General features: G+C 70.9%; 15 protein-coding genes. 6 read left to right on the forward strand and 9 right to left on the reverse strand.

Annotated elements, in window-relative coordinates; all coding sequences use genetic code 11:
* The first annotated feature begins 25 nt into the window (after positions 1 to 25).
* Positions 26 to 994 carry a helix-turn-helix transcriptional regulator gene (locus ACH4LD_RS41900; RefSeq protein ID WP_398059512.1) on the forward strand — a complete coding sequence of 323 codons (969 nt, stop codon included), beginning with the start codon at positions 26 to 28 and terminating at the stop codon, positions 992 to 994.
* 31 nt (positions 995 to 1,025) lie between these two features.
* Here ACH4LD_RS41900 and argS read toward each other — a convergent pair whose 3' ends face one another.
* Positions 1,026 to 2,789: an arginine--tRNA ligase gene (gene argS, locus ACH4LD_RS41905; protein ID WP_398059510.1), complete on the reverse strand. Its 1,764-nt coding sequence runs from the start codon at positions 2,787 to 2,789 to the stop codon at positions 1,026 to 1,028.
* Between the two features lie 128 nt (positions 2,790 to 2,917).
* Between argS and lysS the strand changes: the two genes are divergently transcribed.
* Positions 2,918 to 4,660, forward strand: coding sequence for a lysine--tRNA ligase (gene lysS, locus ACH4LD_RS41910; protein WP_398059508.1), 1,743 nt, complete (start codon positions 2,918 to 2,920; stop codon positions 4,658 to 4,660).
* A 51-nt stretch (positions 4,661 to 4,711) separates the two neighbouring features.
* Here the strand turns inward: lysS and ACH4LD_RS41915 are convergent, their stop codons facing one another.
* The 3 genes from ACH4LD_RS41915 to ACH4LD_RS41925 form a co-directional block, all read right to left on the reverse strand.
* A complete protein-coding gene (locus ACH4LD_RS41915; RefSeq protein ID WP_398059547.1) occupies positions 4,712 to 5,956 on the reverse strand; it encodes a DUF2637 domain-containing protein in 1,245 nt (414 codons plus the stop codon).
* A 140-nt stretch (positions 5,957 to 6,096) separates the two neighbouring features.
* Complete coding sequence (locus ACH4LD_RS41920; protein ID WP_398059506.1) at positions 6,097 to 6,999, reverse strand: DUF3558 family protein; 903 nt, start codon at positions 6,997 to 6,999, stop codon at positions 6,097 to 6,099.
* A gap of 126 nt (positions 7,000 to 7,125) precedes the next feature.
* Positions 7,126 to 8,004, reverse strand: coding sequence for a DUF3558 domain-containing protein (locus ACH4LD_RS41925; RefSeq protein WP_398059504.1), 879 nt, complete (start codon positions 8,002 to 8,004; stop codon positions 7,126 to 7,128).
* A 214-nt stretch (positions 8,005 to 8,218) separates the two neighbouring features.
* Here ACH4LD_RS41925 and ACH4LD_RS41930 point away from each other — a divergent pair, with 214 nt between their 5' ends.
* Positions 8,219 to 9,412: an RtcB family protein gene (locus ACH4LD_RS41930; RefSeq protein WP_398059545.1), complete on the forward strand. Its 1,194-nt coding sequence runs from the start codon at positions 8,219 to 8,221 to the stop codon at positions 9,410 to 9,412.
* Between the two features lie 58 nt (positions 9,413 to 9,470).
* On the opposite strand, the gene ACH4LD_RS41935 is transcribed toward ACH4LD_RS41930, so the two are convergent.
* The gene (locus ACH4LD_RS41935; RefSeq protein WP_398059543.1) at positions 9,471 to 10,064 is read right to left on the reverse strand and encodes a TetR/AcrR family transcriptional regulator; all 594 of its coding nucleotides are present in this window, start codon (positions 10,062 to 10,064) and stop codon (positions 9,471 to 9,473) included.
* 93 nt (positions 10,065 to 10,157) lie between these two features.
* Between ACH4LD_RS41935 and ACH4LD_RS41940 the strand changes: the two genes are divergently transcribed.
* Entirely contained in the window at positions 10,158 to 11,003 is an 846-nt protein-coding gene (locus ACH4LD_RS41940; protein WP_398059541.1) for an SDR family oxidoreductase, read from the forward strand.
* A 52-nt stretch (positions 11,004 to 11,055) separates the two neighbouring features.
* Here the strand turns inward: ACH4LD_RS41940 and ACH4LD_RS41945 are convergent, their stop codons facing one another.
* From ACH4LD_RS41945 to ACH4LD_RS41960, 4 genes are all read right to left on the reverse strand, one after another.
* Entirely contained in the window at positions 11,056 to 11,217 is a 162-nt protein-coding gene (locus ACH4LD_RS41945) for a hypothetical protein (protein WP_165951898.1), read from the reverse strand.
* A complete protein-coding gene (locus ACH4LD_RS41950; protein WP_398059502.1) occupies positions 11,214 to 11,990 on the reverse strand; it encodes an SDR family NAD(P)-dependent oxidoreductase in 777 nt (258 codons plus the stop codon). The genes ACH4LD_RS41945 and ACH4LD_RS41950 overlap by 4 nt, the downstream gene beginning before the upstream one ends.
* Positions 11,991 to 12,052: 62 nt before the next feature.
* The gene (locus tag ACH4LD_RS41955) at positions 12,053 to 12,391 is read right to left on the reverse strand and encodes a YnfA family protein (RefSeq protein WP_398059500.1); all 339 of its coding nucleotides are present in this window, start codon (positions 12,389 to 12,391) and stop codon (positions 12,053 to 12,055) included.
* A gap of 264 nt (positions 12,392 to 12,655) precedes the next feature.
* Positions 12,656 to 13,060 carry a winged helix-turn-helix transcriptional regulator gene (locus tag ACH4LD_RS41960; RefSeq protein ID WP_398059498.1) on the reverse strand — a complete coding sequence of 135 codons (405 nt, stop codon included), beginning with the start codon at positions 13,058 to 13,060 and terminating at the stop codon, positions 12,656 to 12,658.
* 134 nt (positions 13,061 to 13,194) lie between these two features.
* On the opposite strand from ACH4LD_RS41960, the gene ACH4LD_RS41965 reads away from it, so the two are divergent.
* Together ACH4LD_RS41965 and ACH4LD_RS41970 are read left to right on the forward strand one after the other, a co-directional pair.
* Positions 13,195 to 14,103 (forward strand): NADP-dependent oxidoreductase, encoded by a 909-nt coding sequence (locus ACH4LD_RS41965; RefSeq protein WP_398059496.1) that lies wholly within the window; start codon positions 13,195 to 13,197, stop codon positions 14,101 to 14,103.
* A 133-nt stretch (positions 14,104 to 14,236) separates the two neighbouring features.
* Positions 14,237 to 14,574: LLM class flavin-dependent oxidoreductase (locus ACH4LD_RS41970; RefSeq protein ID WP_398059494.1), on the forward strand; the 338-nt coding region annotated here is incomplete at its 3' end.

Below are 14,574 nucleotides of genomic sequence, written 5' to 3' on the forward strand. Positions count from 1 at the left end.
GGGCCCGTGTGCAAAACTTCCGCCCGTGCTCAGCGCCTCCGCCCGTCTGCTCCGCCTGCTCGCACTGCTCGCCGCCCGCCCCTCCTGGACCTGTGCCGAGCTGGCCTCGCGCATGGCCGTCACCGACCGCACCGTCCGGCGGGACATCGCCAGGCTGCGGGATCTCGGGTACACCGTCGACTCCGACGCCGGCCCCTGGGGCGGTTACCGGCTCCGGGCGGGCTCGCGCGTGCCGCCGCTCATCCTGGACGACGAGGAGGCCCTGGCCGTGGCCGTGGGGCTGCGGGAGGCGGCGCTCGGCGGCGCGCTGGGCGGCGACCAGGCGGCCCTGTCCGCCCTGCTGAAGCTGCGGCAGGTGCTGCCGCCCCGGATCGCCGACCGGCTCGCGGAGTGGGACGACGCCCTCGTCCGGCTTCCCTGGCCCGAAGAACCACGCATCCGGCCCGGCATGCTGCTGGAGCTGGCCGCCGCCTGCCGGCACGGTGAGCGGGCCCGGCTGACGTACCGCGACGGACAGGACCGGCACACCGTCCGGGACGTCGATCCGTACCGGCTCGTGCACACCGGCCGGCGCTGGTACTTCGTCGCCCGGGACGTGGCCCGGGGCTGGCGCACCTTCCGGGCCGACCGGGTCGAACGGCTCCAGCCCACCGGCCGGCCCGTGGAGATCACCGACCCCCCGGACCCCGCCCGGCTCGTCTCCCGCAACACCGCCAACGGCCCCTACCCGATGTCGGTCACCATCCGGCTGCCGCTGCCCCTGGCGGACGCGCTGCGGGTCGTACCGCCCACCGTCGGCACCCACCGCGCCGACGGCCCGGACGCCACCCTCGTCGACATCGGCGGCCCGGACCCGGACGGACTCGCCCGCTACCTGCTGGGCCTCGCCACCCCCCTGCGCGTCCTCGCCCCGGACGCCGTACGGGAGGCCCTCGTCCGCCGCGCACGGGAACTCCTGGAAGCGCAGACGGCCGACGGCCCGCCCCCGGAGTGAGGACGGGCCGCCGGCCTGGTACCGCGCTCGGTCAGAGCTTCTCGGGCGTGCGGATGCCCAGCAGGGCCATGCCCTGGTGCAGGGTGCGGGCCGTGACGTCGCACAGGAAGAGGCGGTTCTCCACCTGCGCCGGGGTCTCGGCCTTCAGGACCGGGCACTTGTCGTAGAACGACGTGTACAGCGACGCCACCTGGTACAGGTACGCCGCCAGCTTGTGCGGGGCGTACTCCGCCGCCGCCTCCCGCACCGTCTCCGCGAAGGAGTCCAGGTGCAGGCCGAGGGCGCGCTCCGCCTCGTGCAGGTCCAGCTCCGGGTGGGCGGCCGGGCGGACCTCGCCGGCCTTGCGGAGGATCGACTGGATACGGGCGTACGCGTACTGGAGGTAGACGGACGTGTCGCCGTTCAGCGAGACCATCTGGTCCAGGTCGAACTTGTAGTCCCGGTTCGCGGACGTCGACAGGTCCGCGTACTTCACCGCGCCGATGCCCACCTGGGCGCCCCGCTCGGCGATCTCCTCCTCGGACAGGTCCTGCGCCTTCTCCCGGACCACGGCCGAGGCGCGGTCGATCGCCTCGTCGAGGAGGTCGACCAGGCGGACCGTCTCGCCCTCACGCGTCTTGAACGGCTTGCCGTCCTTGCCGAGGACCGTGCCGAAGGCCAGCTGCACCGCCGTCACGTCGTCGTTCAGCCAGCCGGCCCGGCGGGCGGTCTCGAAGACCATCCGGAAGTGCAGGGCCTGCCGGGCGTCCACCACGTACAGCAGGGTGTTCGCCTTCAGGTTGAAGACGCGGTCGCGGATCGCCGAGAGGTCGGTGGCCGCGTAGCCGTAGCCGCCGTCCGACTTCTGCACGATCAGCGGGACCGGGTTGCCGTCCGGGCCCTTGATGTCGTCGAAGAAGACGCACAGGGCGCCCTCGGAGCGGACCGCGACACCCGACTCCTCCAGCAGGCGGCAGGTCTCGGCCAGCATGTCGTTGTAACCGGACTCGCCGACGATGTCCGCGTCCCGGATCTCCATGTCCAGCTTCTCGAAGACGGAGAAGAAGTAGATCTTCGACTCGTCCACGAACCTCTGCCACATGGCGAGCGTGTGCTCGTCCCCGGCCTGGAGGTCGACGACCCGGCGCCGGGCCCGCGTCTTGAACTCCTCGTCGGAGTCGAACTTCTTCCGCGCGGCCTTGTAGAGGCGGTCGAGGTTCGACATCGCCTCCTCGCCGGTGACCTGGGCGTCCTTGTGGTCCAGCTCGTGCGGGTGCTCGTCCAGGTACTGGATGAGCATGCCGAACTGGGTGCCCCAGTCGCCGATGTGGTGCCGGCGGACCACGTTCTCGCCGGTGAACTCCAGCAGCTGGACGACCGAGTCGCCGATCACCGCGGACCGCAGGTGACCGACGTGCATCTCCTTCGCCACGTTCGGCTGGGCGTAGTCGATCACCGTCGTACCCGGGTGCTCGGCGAGCGGCACGCCGAGGCGGCCCGTCTCGTCCGCGTACCGCGCGGCCAGGTTCTCCGTGATCGCCTTGTCCGCGATCGTGATGTTCAGGAAGCCGGGGCCGGACACCTCGACGTCCCTGATCACGTCACCCGTCACCACCCGGGAGACGACCTGGGCCGCCAGCTCCCGCGGGTTCGCCTTCGCCTTCTTGGCCAGGGCCAGGATGCCGTTGGCCTGGAAGTCGGCCCGGTCGCTTCGTCGCAGCAGCGGGTCCGCGCCGGCGGCCTGAGGCAGGGTGGCCGAGAGGGCGGACGCGAGGTGCTGCTGGACGCTGTCGCTGAGGGACGTGACCGAGGCCATAGGAGTGGGTGCCGTTCTCCTCGTGGGGATGGATAGACCCAGCCAGTATCCCACGGGGGGTAAAGCCGTTTTCCCGGGCGCGATCCGGTCTGTGAGAATGGAGTGTCACCCCGTTCAGAAAGAAGGACGTGCCGATCGTGGCTCAGAGCACCGAGACCACCGACTGGGTCTCCCGTTTCGCGGATGAGGTCATCGAGGAGTCGGAGCGCCGGGCCCCGGGCAAACCGGTCGTCGTCGCGTCCGGACTCTCCCCCTCCGGTCCGATCCACCTCGGCAACCTCCGCGAGGTCATGACCCCGCACCTCGTCGCCGACGAGATCCGCCGCCGCGGCCACCAGGTCCGGCACCTGATCTCCTGGGACGACTACGACCGCTACCGCAAGGTGCCCAAGGGCATCGACGGGGTCGACGAGGAGGCCTGGGCCGAGCACATCGGCAAGCCGCTGACCTCCGTCCCGGCACCCAAGGGCTCGCCGTACCCCAACTGGGCCGAGCACTTCAAGGCCGCGATGATCGAGTCGCTGGCCCAGCTCGGTGTCGAGTTCGACGGGATCAGCCAGACCGAGCAGTACACCTCCGGTGCCTACCGCGAGCAGATCCTGCACGCCATGAGGCACCGGAACGAGATCGACGCGATCCTCGACCAGTACCGCACGAAGAAGGCCCCCAAGAAGCAGCAGCAGAAGCCGGTGGACGCGGCCGAGCTGGAGGCCGAGGAGGGCTCCGGCGCCGCCTCCGAGGACGACGGCAGCTCCGGCTCCGCCGGGTACTTCCCGTACAAGCCCTACTGCGGCGACTGCGGCAAGGACCTGACCACGGTCACCTCCTACGACGACGACACCACCGAGCTGTCGTACACCTGCACCGCCTGCGGCTTCACCGAGACCGTCCGGCTCAGCGAGTTCAACCGCGGCAAGCTGGTCTGGAAGGTCGACTGGCCGATGCGCTGGGCCTACGAGGGCGTGATCTTCGAGCCCAGCGGAGTCGACCACTCCTCGCCGGGATCCAGCTTCCAGGTCGGCGGCCAGATCGTCGGCATCTTCGGCGGCAAGCAGCCCATCGGCCCCATGTACGCCTTCGTCGGCATCTCCGGCATGGCGAAGATGTCCTCCTCACGCGGTGGCGTCCCGACCCCCGCCGACGCGCTGAAGATCATGGAACCGCAGCTCCTGCGCTGGCTGTACGCCCGCCGCCGGCCCAACCAGTCCTTCAAGATCGCCTTCGACCAGGAGATCCAGCGGCTCTACGACGAGTGGGACAAGCTCGCCGCCAAGGTCACCGAGGGCTCCGCCCTCCCCGGCGACGTGGCTGCCTACACCCGCGCCGTCGGCACCGCCGCCGGTGAACTGCCGAAGACGCCGCGACCGCTGCCCTACCGCACGCTCGCGTCCGTCGCCGACATCACCGCCGGACACGAGGACCAGGCCCTGCGCATCCTCTCCGAGCTCGACCCGGAGCAGCCGCTGACCTCCCTCGACGAGGTACGCCCCCGGTACGACAGGGCCGAGGCCTGGATCAACACGCACGTCCCCGCCGACCAGCGGACCATCGTGCGCGACGAACCCGACACCGACCTGCTGAAGTCCCTCGACGAGGCCGGCCGGCAGTCCGTACGCCTGCTGCTCGACGGACTCGCCGACCACTGGTCCCTCGACGGGCTGACCCACCTCGTCTACGGCGTGCCCAAGGTGCAGGCCGGGTTCCCCGCCGACGCCACCCCCAAGGAACTGCCCGCCGAGATCAAGACCGCCCAGCGGACCTTCTTCGCCCTCCTCTACCACCTGCTCGTCAGCCGCGACACCGGGCCCCGACTGCCCACCCTGCTGCTGGCCGTGGGACAGGACCGGGTGCGGCGCCTGCTCGGCGAGTAAACGGCACGAAGAAGGGGCCCTCCGCCGCCGGAGGGCCCCTTTCTCATGCCGTCACGCGATGTGGTCCTCCTCCAGCTCCGCGTTGAAGCGGTTGGTGAAGCGGTTGACCATGCGGTCGGCCTCCCGCGCGGGCAGCGCGATACGGAACGTCGCCTCCACCGCCTCGGCGAACTGGTGCGGAGTGGGCAGGCTGCCGTCGATCGACTTGCGGAAGACCTGGTAGTAGTCCTCCTCCGTCGGGTCCGGCTGAGGCGTGCCACCACCCTCGCCCAGCTCACGGGTACGGGTCGGGCCCACCGGAATGGGGAAGCTGCCGGTCTCCTCCGGAGACGGCTGCTGGAACTGCTCCGGCGGCTGATCCTCGTACCAGTCCTCGTACTGCTCCTCCGGGGCGTACTGCGGCTCCTGGAGCATCGGATCGTACGTGGGGTCGTAACCGCCGTGGTACTCGACCTCCCGGGGAGTCTGGAACCAGGGGCTCTGCTCGTCCACCGGCGGCTCCTCGGGACGCTGCTCGCTCGGAGCCGCCGCCTGCCGCGGGACCGGCACCGCCCCGGCGGGACGACCGCCCGCGACCACGCCGTGTCCCGCCGCCTCCAACTCCGGCTGCGGAGCCGGGGGCAACAGGACCGGTTCGATTCCCGCCGCCGCCAGCCCCGCCGGGGCCGTCTCCGCCAGCGGGACGCCGTACCGCGCCAGCCGCAGCGGCATCAGGGACTCCACCGGGGCCTTGCGGCGCCAGGCACGGCCGAAGCGGGACCGCAGACGCGCCTGGTAGACGAGACGCTCCTGCTCCAGCTTGATGACCTGGTCGTAGGAGCGCAGTTCCCACAGCTTCATACGGCGCCACAGGAGGAACGTGGGCACCGGGGAGAGGAGCCAGCGGGTGAGCCGCACCCCCTCCATGTGCTTGTCCGCCGTGATGTCGGCGATCCGGCCGATCGCGTGCCGGGCCGCCTCCACCGCCACCACGAACAGCACCGGGATCACCGCGTGCATCCCGACACCCAGCGGATCCGGCCACGCGGCGGCGCCGTTGAACGCGATCGTCGCCGCCGTCAGCAGCCACGCCGTCTGACGCAGCAACGGGAAGGGGATGCGGATCCAGGTCAGCAGCAGGTCCAGGGCCAGGAGGACACAGATGCCCGCGTCGATGCCCACCGGGAACACATACGAGAAGTTCCCGAAGCCCTTCTTGATGGCCAGCTCACGGACGGCCGCGTACGAACCGGCGAAGCCGATGCCGGCGATGATCAACGCACCGGTCACGACCACGCCGATGAGCACGCGGTGCATCCGAGTCAGCTGCAGTGGCGCGGCCACTCGTACTCCCCTCCCATTGCGTGTCCTTGCGCGCAACAGAGTGGCACACGTGTACGGCGAACGTGGTGCCGGTCACCCGCCACGGCCCTCCGTCAGCCGCCACAACCCTCCGGTCAGCTGTCCTTCGCGGCCGACTCGGACGCAGAAGCGCCGGCAGAGGCCGACTTCGACGGCGACTTCGAAGGAGCCCCCGAAGGCGACGCCGACTTCGACGGGGACGCCGGCGAACTCGCCGCACCACCCGCCCCGTTGGCCGACGACACCGACGCCACGACCTCCTTCACGGCCTTCTCCGCCGCCTTCGTCAGATCGTCGGCGTCCGGCGTCTTCTCACCCGCCAGACCGGCACCGTTGTAGTCCACCGTCACCACGACGTTCTCCACCCGGGCGACGACCGTCTGCTGCTTGAACAGACCTTCCTTCTTCTTCAGCTCATAGCGCACCGCCGTCGCCTCCGCGCCCGTCCCGGACAGCGGTATCGCCTTGGTGTTCTTCGCGCCGTCCACCGACTGCGCGTCCTTCACCTGCCGGGCGTAGTACGTGTGCGCCTGCTCGTCACCCGAACCGCGCGTGACATCCGAGTCGAACCGGAGCAGCGAGACGTTCAGCCAGCGGAACTGGGAGCCCTTGACCCCGTTGTTGTCCAGGCTGTTCCACGAGCACGAGGCACGCGACGACGGCTCGTCCGAACTGCCCTTCTTACCGGACTTCCCGCTCTCCGGGACCAGATCCGCCAGCGTCTTCTTCGACAGCACCGCGCACGCGTCCGGAAGCTTCGCGTACGCCGCCGCCTGCACGGTCGGGGACGCGCTCGCCGACGGCTGCGAACTGCCGCCGCCCGCCGACTGCGGGCTGCTCTCCGCACCGGACTTGCCCTTGGAGTCACCGGAATCCGAGGAACACGCCGCGGTGATCAGAACCGCCGGAACGGCTGCCGCGCAGACAAGAACGCGGCGAAGGCGCTTGGCTCGCTGGTGTCGCTGGGCACGGTCGTCTCGCTGGGCTGCTCGCTGCATGGTTCCTTCACTCATGACGCTCGGTGTTCGTGCGGGTTCCTGCGGGGCCACGGTACGCGGTGAAGGACCTGTGCGGTTCGCGTTCGCCCGCTTCACCGGCAGGGCCCGACGGGACCGCCGAGGCCGTCAACCGCCCAGCGCATCGTCCAGACGCGAAGCCAGATTACGGGCCCTGTCCTGCATTTCCTTGCTGTCCGGGACCGTCCCCATGGCCATCGGCTGCTCCTCGTACTGGATGGTGACGACGACGTTGGACGTGCGGAACACCACAGTCACCGTCCGCTGTTCCGCCGTCGAACCGGACGTACCGAGCCGGTCGTCCAGATACGCCTCGTCACCGAGATCGGTCAGCGCGCGCGGCTGGAGATCGGCGGACGTGGCACCGGAGGACGCGTCGGAGGACCCGGAGGAACCAGGGGAGTTGGCCGAAGAAGGCTTCGTCGCGCCCGGAGAGGCCGCACCACCCGAGGAGCCCCTCGCCGACGAGGACGAGGACGCCGACGACGACGCGGTGGGCGTCGGCGACGACGGCGGCGGCGCCGAAGAAGTCGCCGGCGCCGGGAGATCGGCAGCCGTCTCCTTCTCCAGGAACAACTTCCGCGCCTGGTCGTCGTCGCTCACCGTGTTGTCGTACGACACCACACGCTCGAAGTCGACGGACAAGCGGTCCGTGGCATCGGCCGACTCGACCTTCCAGCGACAGCCGACCTTGCGCTCGGTGTCGTAGGTGAGCGCGGGCTCGCCCTGGTACGCCTTGTCCCGCTGCGCCGGATCCGTGATCTGCCGGATACCGGGCAGCAGCGCGTCCAGGGTGTCGTGGCCGACCGCCCCGCAGGGCTCGGGGAGCGTGCGGTACCTGCCGGGCTGGGCGACGGCCGTGGCCGAGCCGGCGTCGCCCGGGTTGGCGTTGTCCGTCGGCCCCTTGTCCCCGGAGCCGCTCGTGCAGCCGGCCAGCAACACCGCGAGGAGGGCGGCGGTGCCGGTTACATACGCCTTCCGCTGCACGGTCGGGCTCCTCTCGACGGTGTGCGATCGCTGGTGCTCCAGTGTCCCCGCTGGTTAATCGCTTGCCGCGGCGGGGCGCCCCCTGGAGACAATGTGTATCGCACGCACTGCCGTGGACGCCGGTCCCTTGTCCCTTTTCATCGACCTTGGCGCCGCTTTTGCGTTTTTCCGCTTTCAAGCCTTTTGTTGTCGTTTCCGGGGGAATGAGGAACGTATGTCGTACGTGGAGATACCGGGCGCCAAGGTCCCGATCCGGATGTGGACGGACCCGGCGACGGTCGAGGACGTGGCCCTGCGCCAGCTCCAGAACGTGGCGACCCTGCCGTGGATCGAGGGCCTGGCCGTGATGCCGGACGTGCACTACGGCAAGGGCGCCACGGTCGGCTCGGTCATCGCGATGCGGGGCGCGGTGTGCCCGGCGGCGGTCGGGGTGGACATCGGCTGCGGGATGTCGGCGGTGAAGACGTCCCTCACGGCGAACGACCTCCCCGGGGACCTGTCCCGGCTGCGGTCGCGGATCGAGCAGGTGATTCCGGTGGGGCGGGGGATGCATGACAGTCCCGTCGATCCCGGGCGGTTCCACGGGGTGGCCACTGCCGGGTGGGACGACTTCTGGGGGCGGTTCGACGGGGTCGCGGAAGCGGTCAAATTCCGTCACGATCGAGCCGAAAAGCAGATGGGAACGCTTGGGTCCGGGAACCACTACCTCGAAGTCTGTCTGGATCAGTCGGATTCGGTCTGGCTCACGCTCCACTCAGGGTCGCGCAACATCGGCAAGGAACTCGCCGAGCATCACATCGGTGAGGCGCAGAAGCTCCCGCACAACCAGGGCCTGGTCGACCGCGACCTCGCCGTCTTCATCGCGGACACCCCGCAGATGGCGGCCTACCGGCATGACCTGTTCTGGGCGCAGGAGTACGCCAAGTACAACCGCATGCTGATGATGGCGCTCCTGAAGGACGTGATCCGCAAGGAGTTCAAGAAGGCGAAGCCGACCTTCGAGCCGGAGATCTCCTGCCACCACAACTACGTGGCCGAGGAGCGGTACGAGGGTATGGACCTGCTCGTGACCCGTAAGGGAGCGATCCGTGCCGGCTCGGGTGAGTTCGGGATCATTCCCGGTTCGATGGGCACCAGCTCGTACATCGTGAAGGGGCTCGGGAACGAGAAGGCCTTCAACTCGGCTTCGCACGGGGCCGGTCGGCGCTTGAGCCGCAATGCGGCCAAGCGGCGCTTCACGACCAAGGACCTGGAGGAGCAGACCCGGGGCGTGGAGTGCCGGAAGGACTCGGGCGTGCTGGACGAGATTCCGGGTGCTTACAAGAACATCGACCAGGTGATGGAGCAGCAGCGCGACCTCGTCGAAGTCGTGGCGAAGCTGAAGCAGTTCATCTGTGTGAAGGGTTGACGTGAAGAGGCCCCCGGCGCCGGGGGCCCGAGACTGGTGGGACAGATGCCCGTGTGGGTTACGCGTCCCTTCCGCTCCCCGGCTCCAGTGAGTCCAGCCAGCGCAGCAGGCGGGCTCCCTCTCGCGTCATGATGTCGGGGTCACGCAGGGCGTTGGTCAGGAGGGACATGCCCTGGTAGGCCGCGATCAGAGTGAGGGCGTGGTCGTCGGGGTCGGGGATGCCCCAGGTGCGGAACTGGCCGGCGGTCCAGTCCAGGAGGTGGCGGATCACCGCGCCGGCTTCCGCGTCCAGCGTGCCGTCCGCGCGTTTGTCCAGTTCGACGGCGAGCGTGCCGGTGGGGCAGCCGTGGCGGGCGGCGGTCTCGCGCTGGGCGGTCCAGGCCTCGACGAGGGCCTTGAGGCGGTGGCGCGGGGTCGGCAACGGGTCCAGTGCGGCGGTGAGTTCGTCCAGGTGGGCACGGTGTTCCGCGAGGGCGGCCTGGACCAGTTCGTCCTTGGTCTTGAAGTAGTAGTAGACGTTCCCGACCGGGACGTCGGCCTCGCGGGCGATGTCGGCGAGGGTGGTGCGTTCGACGCCCTGCTCGTGCAGGACCCGGGCGGCCGCTGCCGTGAGTCGTCGGCGTTTCTGTGACGCCTGTGCCCGCCGATCCACTGAGTTTGTCACCTGACTGACTATAGACAGCCGGGGGTGGGGGCCTGCTAGGGTCTGAGTTAGTTAGTTGGCTAACTCAGATGGGGGCTCATGATGATCGCTGTGACCGGTGCGACCGGGAACGTCGGGCGTGTGCTGGTGGAGCTGCTGGCGGGGGCCGGTGAGGAGGTCGTCGCCGTGTCCCGGCGGCCGGACGCCGCGCCGTCGGTGGCCGGGGTGCGGTGGGTCCGGGGCGGGGTCGGGGACGCGGCGAGCATGCGGGCCGCCCTCGACGGTGCCCGCGCCGTGTTCCTCGTCCTGGGGGGCGAGCTGAACTTCCGCGGGGAGAGTCCCGACGCCCTGCTCGATGCCGTCGCGGACGCCGGGGTCGGCCGGATCGTGCTGGTGTCCTCCCAGGTCAGCGCCACCCGGCCCGACGCGCCCTCGCACGCCCGGCTGCGCGCCTTCGAGGCCGCGGTACGCGCGTCCGGGCGGGAGTTCACCATCCTGCGCCCCGGCGGATTCGCCTCCAACGCCTTCGCCTGGGCCGATTCGGTCCGCGCCGAGCGCACCGTCCTCGCCCCCTTCGGAGAGGTCGCCCTGCCCGTGGTCGACCCGGCGGACATCGCCGCCGTGGCCGCCGCCGCACTGCGCGAGGACGGGCACGCCGGCCGGGTGTACGAGCTGACCGGGCCCGAGCCCATCAGTCCGCGCGAGCAGGCCGAGGTCATCGCCGCGGCCCTCGGCGAGAAGGTGACCTTCGTCGAGCTGTCCCGTGAGGCGGCGCACGCGGGGATGGCGCGGTTCATGCCGGAGCAGGTCGTCGCCGGCACCCTGGACGTCCTCGGCACACCGCTGCCGGCCGAGCGCGGGGTGAGCGGGGACGTGGCGGCGGTCCTGGGGCGTCCGGCCGCGCCCTTCGCCGCGTGGGTCGCGCGGAACCTGCCGGCGTTCGCCTAGGCGGGTCCGGCACGCTGGTCCGGCGTGCAGGGCCGGCGCACGGGCCCGTGCGCTACTTCGCGTGCCGTACCGCGTAGATCATGATGAACGCGATGAAGTGGATGCCGAAGAGGAAGTAGGCCAGGAAGTACCAGACCTGGCGTTCGTTCTTCGTCTCCTGGGCCAGCCGCCGCTTCTCGAAGGTGTCCTCCGTCGGGGAGTTCTCGTCCGTCACGATTCCCGGTGCACCTTCGTGTTGGACGCCTGGGCGCGCGGGCGCAGGATCAGCAGGTCGACGTTGACGTGGCTGGGGCGGGTCACCGCCCAGGCGATCGTCTCGGCCACGTCGTCGGCGGTGAGGGGCTCGGCGACCCCCTCGTACACCTTCTCGGCCCTCTCCGTGTCCCCGCCGAAGCGGGTGAGCGCGAACTCGTCGGTCTTGACCATGCCGGGGGCGATCTCGATCACCCGGACCGGCTGGCCGACGATCTCCAGGCGGAGGGTCTCGGCGAGGACGTGGGCGCCGTGCTTGGCGGCCACGTAGCCGGCGCCGCCCTCGTAGGTGCCGTGGCCGGCGGTGGAGGAGACGACCACGACGACGCCGTCGCCGCTCGCGACGAGCTTCGGCAGCAGCGCCTGGGTGAGGTTCAGGGTGCCGATGACGTTCGTCTCGTACATCGTGCGCCAGTCCGCCGGGTCACCGGTGGCGACGGGGTCCGCGCCGAGGGCGCCGCCCGCGTTGTTGACCAGGACACCGATGGTCTCGAAGGCGGTGGCGAACTCGTCCACGGCGGTGCGGTCGGTGACGTCGAGCTGGTACGCCACGGCGGAGTGGCCGGCCTTGGTCAGCTCCTCGGCCAGGGCCTCGATGCGGTCCTTGCGGCGGGCGGTGAGGACGACGCGGTAGCCGGCCGCGGCGAGCTGCCGGGCCGTGGCGGCGCCGATGCCGCTGCTCGCGCCGGTGACGACGGCGATGCGGGAGGCGGCGGACGGTGCGGCGGTGGCCATGGCTGCTCCTGGGGCTGCGGCTGGGCGGTCGGTCGGGCGGTTCCGTCCAGCGTAAGTGAGCCTCAGCCGCCGTTTCGCGGCGCCCACATGATGACGGCCATCCCGGCGAGGCAGATGAGCGCGCCGGTGATGTCCCAGGGGTCGGGGCGGTAGCCGTCCGCGACGACGCCCCACAGGATCGAGCCGGCCACGAAGATCCCGCCGTAGGCGGCGAGGATGCGGCCGAAGTGGGCGTCCGGCTGGAAGGTGGCGACGAAGCCGTATGCGCCGAGGGCGAGGACGCCTCCGGTGACCCACAGCCAGCCCCGGTGTTCCCGCACGCCCTGCCAGACCAGCCAGGCGCCGCCGATCTCGAACAGCGCGGCGACGACGAACAGGGCGGCGGAGCGGAGGATCGGCATGGGGTCAGCTTCGCACGCCCTTCCCGCGTCACCCGGGGGAGGGCGCGTCACGCCCGCATCCGCATGCCCTCACCACTCCTCGCTCACGACCGCCGCCGTATCAGGAGGTCGACACCGCCTGGCGCGCGGGTGAGACCGACCAGGACCGGTCGGACGGCCGGCCGGATGGCGGTGCTGGTGCCGGCGACCGGGGACCCGTATGCCTTCCGACCCTCTGATGCCGTCGGTGCCGGTGACGTCTTCCGCGCCGGTGCCTCCGTCCGCTCAGGCGGGGTTCTCGGCGTCGTAGCGTTCGCGGGCCTCGCGGACCTCGTCGAAGTGGGTCTCGGCCCAGGTCTTCACGGCGGTGAGCAGGCCGGCGAGGCCGGTGCCGAGCGGGGTGAGCGCGTAGTCGACGCGGACCGGGACGGACGGGGTGACCGTGCGGCTGATGATGCCGTCCCGCTCCAGCGTGCGCAGGGTCTGGGTGAGCATCTTGGGGCTGACGCCGGCGATCTTGCGGCCGAGGTCGCTGTAGCGCAGGGGGCCGGTGGAGAGGGCGGCGACGACGAGGCTGACCCACTTGTCGCTGAGCCGGCCGAGGAGCTGGTTGGTGGGGCAGTTGCGCAGGAAGGCGTCGTAGTCGGCGCGGGCCTGTTCGCGGCGCTGGGCGGCGGTCATGGTCGCCATGGGCTCTCCTCCGGGTCGGCTACGCACTCTCAGGTAACTACTTACCTCTGGATAGTAGCTCTCCTACGGTGGGTCGTGCGGCCGGAAATGTGCCGCGGAATCCCTCAACTGCCTTCTGTGTGAGGAGAGTTGTCATGCGTGCTGCTGTGGTGAGGGCGTTCGGCGGTCCGGAAGCGGTGGAGATCGCCGAGGTTCCGGTGCCGGAGCCGGGGGCCGGGCAGGTGCGGATCAAGGTGGCCGCGGGCGCGCTGAACCCCGTGGACGCCGGGGTGCGCGCCGGGTTCTTCGGCGGGGCCGGCAAGACGCTCGGGCTCGGCTGGGACGCGGCCGGGACGGTGGACGCGGTCGGGGTGGCCGCCGCCTGGCAGGTGGGCGACCCGGTGGTGGCGCTGGTGCCGGGGGTGTCCGACCCGCTGGGCGCGCACGCCGAGTACGTCGTCGTGGACACGGACGCGCTGGCGAAGGCGCCGGCCACGGTGGACGCCGTGTACGCGGGGACCTTGCCGCTGAACGGGCTGACCGCCGTCCAGGCGCTGGATCTGCTGGACCTCGCGCCGGGTGCGTCGCTGCTGGTGACCGGGGCGGCGGGGGCGGTCGGCGGGTTCGCCGTGCAGCTCGCCGCGCACCGGGGGATCGAGGTGACCGGGCACGCCCGGGCGGGCGACGAGGAGCTGGTGCGGTCGCTGGGTGCCGAGCACTTCACGGCCGGGCGGGCCGACGGGGTCGCGGAGGTCGAGCCGGGGAGCGTGGACGCGGTGCTGGACGCGGCGGTGCTCGGGGAGCCGGCGCTGGAGTGGGTGCGGGACGGCGGCGCGTACATCGGAGTGCGGCCCGGGGCGCACCCCGCGTCGGTGCGCGGGGTGCGGACGGGGGCCGTGGCGGTGACCGCGGACGGGGCCCGGCTCGCGGAGCTGGTCCGGCTGGTGGACGAAGGGGTGGTGACCCTGCGGGTGGCCGGGACCTTCGCCCTGGAGGACGCGGCCAAGGCGCATGCCCGGCTCGCGGAGGGCGGGGTGCGGGGGCGGCTGGTGCTGGTGCCGTAAGGGCCGGGAGGAGGAGTGGGAGGGGGGTGGGAAGGGTCGGGAGGGGGAGTGGGAGGGGGGCTGGAATACCCGGGGCGGGGTGGCCGTTGGAGGGGTATAGTTGAACGGTCAACAACCTGGAGGGTGAGCGACCATGCAGTTCGGGATCTTCACGGTCGGCGATGTCACGCCGGACCCCACCACGGGGCGGACCCCGACCGAGCGCGAGCGGATCAAGGCCATGGTCGCCATCGCGCTGAAGGCGGAAGAGGTCGGCCTGGACGTCTTCGCGATGGGTGAGCACCACAACCCGCCGTTCGTGCCGTCCTCGCCGACCACCATGCTGGGCTGGATCGCCGCACGGACCGAGCGGATCGTCCTGTCGACGTCGACCACACTGATCACCACCAACGACCCGGTGAAGATCGCGGAGGACTACGCGATGCTCCAGCACCTGGCCGACGGGCGGGTGGACCTGATGATGGGCCGCGG

The sequence above is a fragment of the Streptomyces sp. NPDC017676 genome (genome assembly GCF_044329325.1).
In the GTDB taxonomy this organism is placed as follows: Bacteria; Actinomycetota; Actinomycetes; order Streptomycetales; family Streptomycetaceae; genus Streptomyces.

Coding starts and splice junctions, on each gene's coding strand:
- argS (WP_398059510.1), bottom strand. CDS start 2,789: ATGGCCTCGGTCACGTCCCTCAGCGACAGCGTCCAGCAGCACCTCGCG.
- ACH4LD_RS41915 (WP_398059547.1), bottom strand. CDS start 5,956: ATGCACCGCGTGCTCATCGGCGTGGTCGTGACCGGTGCGTTGATCATC.
- ACH4LD_RS41920 (WP_398059506.1), bottom strand. CDS start 6,999: ATGCAGCGAGCAGCCCAGCGAGACGACCGTGCCCAGCGACACCAGCGA.
- ACH4LD_RS41930 (WP_398059545.1), top strand. CDS start 8,219: ATGTCGTACGTGGAGATACCGGGCGCCAAGGTCCCGATCCGGATGTGG.
- ACH4LD_RS41940 (WP_398059541.1), top strand. CDS start 10,158: ATGATCGCTGTGACCGGTGCGACCGGGAACGTCGGGCGTGTGCTGGTG.
- ACH4LD_RS41950 (WP_398059502.1), bottom strand. CDS start 11,990: ATGGCCACCGCCGCACCGTCCGCCGCCTCCCGCATCGCCGTCGTCACC.
- ACH4LD_RS41955 (WP_398059500.1), bottom strand. CDS start 12,391: ATGCCGATCCTCCGCTCCGCCGCCCTGTTCGTCGTCGCCGCGCTGTTC.
- ACH4LD_RS41960 (WP_398059498.1), bottom strand. CDS start 13,060: ATGGCGACCATGACCGCCGCCCAGCGCCGCGAACAGGCCCGCGCCGAC.
- ACH4LD_RS41965 (WP_398059496.1), top strand. CDS start 13,195: ATGCGTGCTGCTGTGGTGAGGGCGTTCGGCGGTCCGGAAGCGGTGGAG.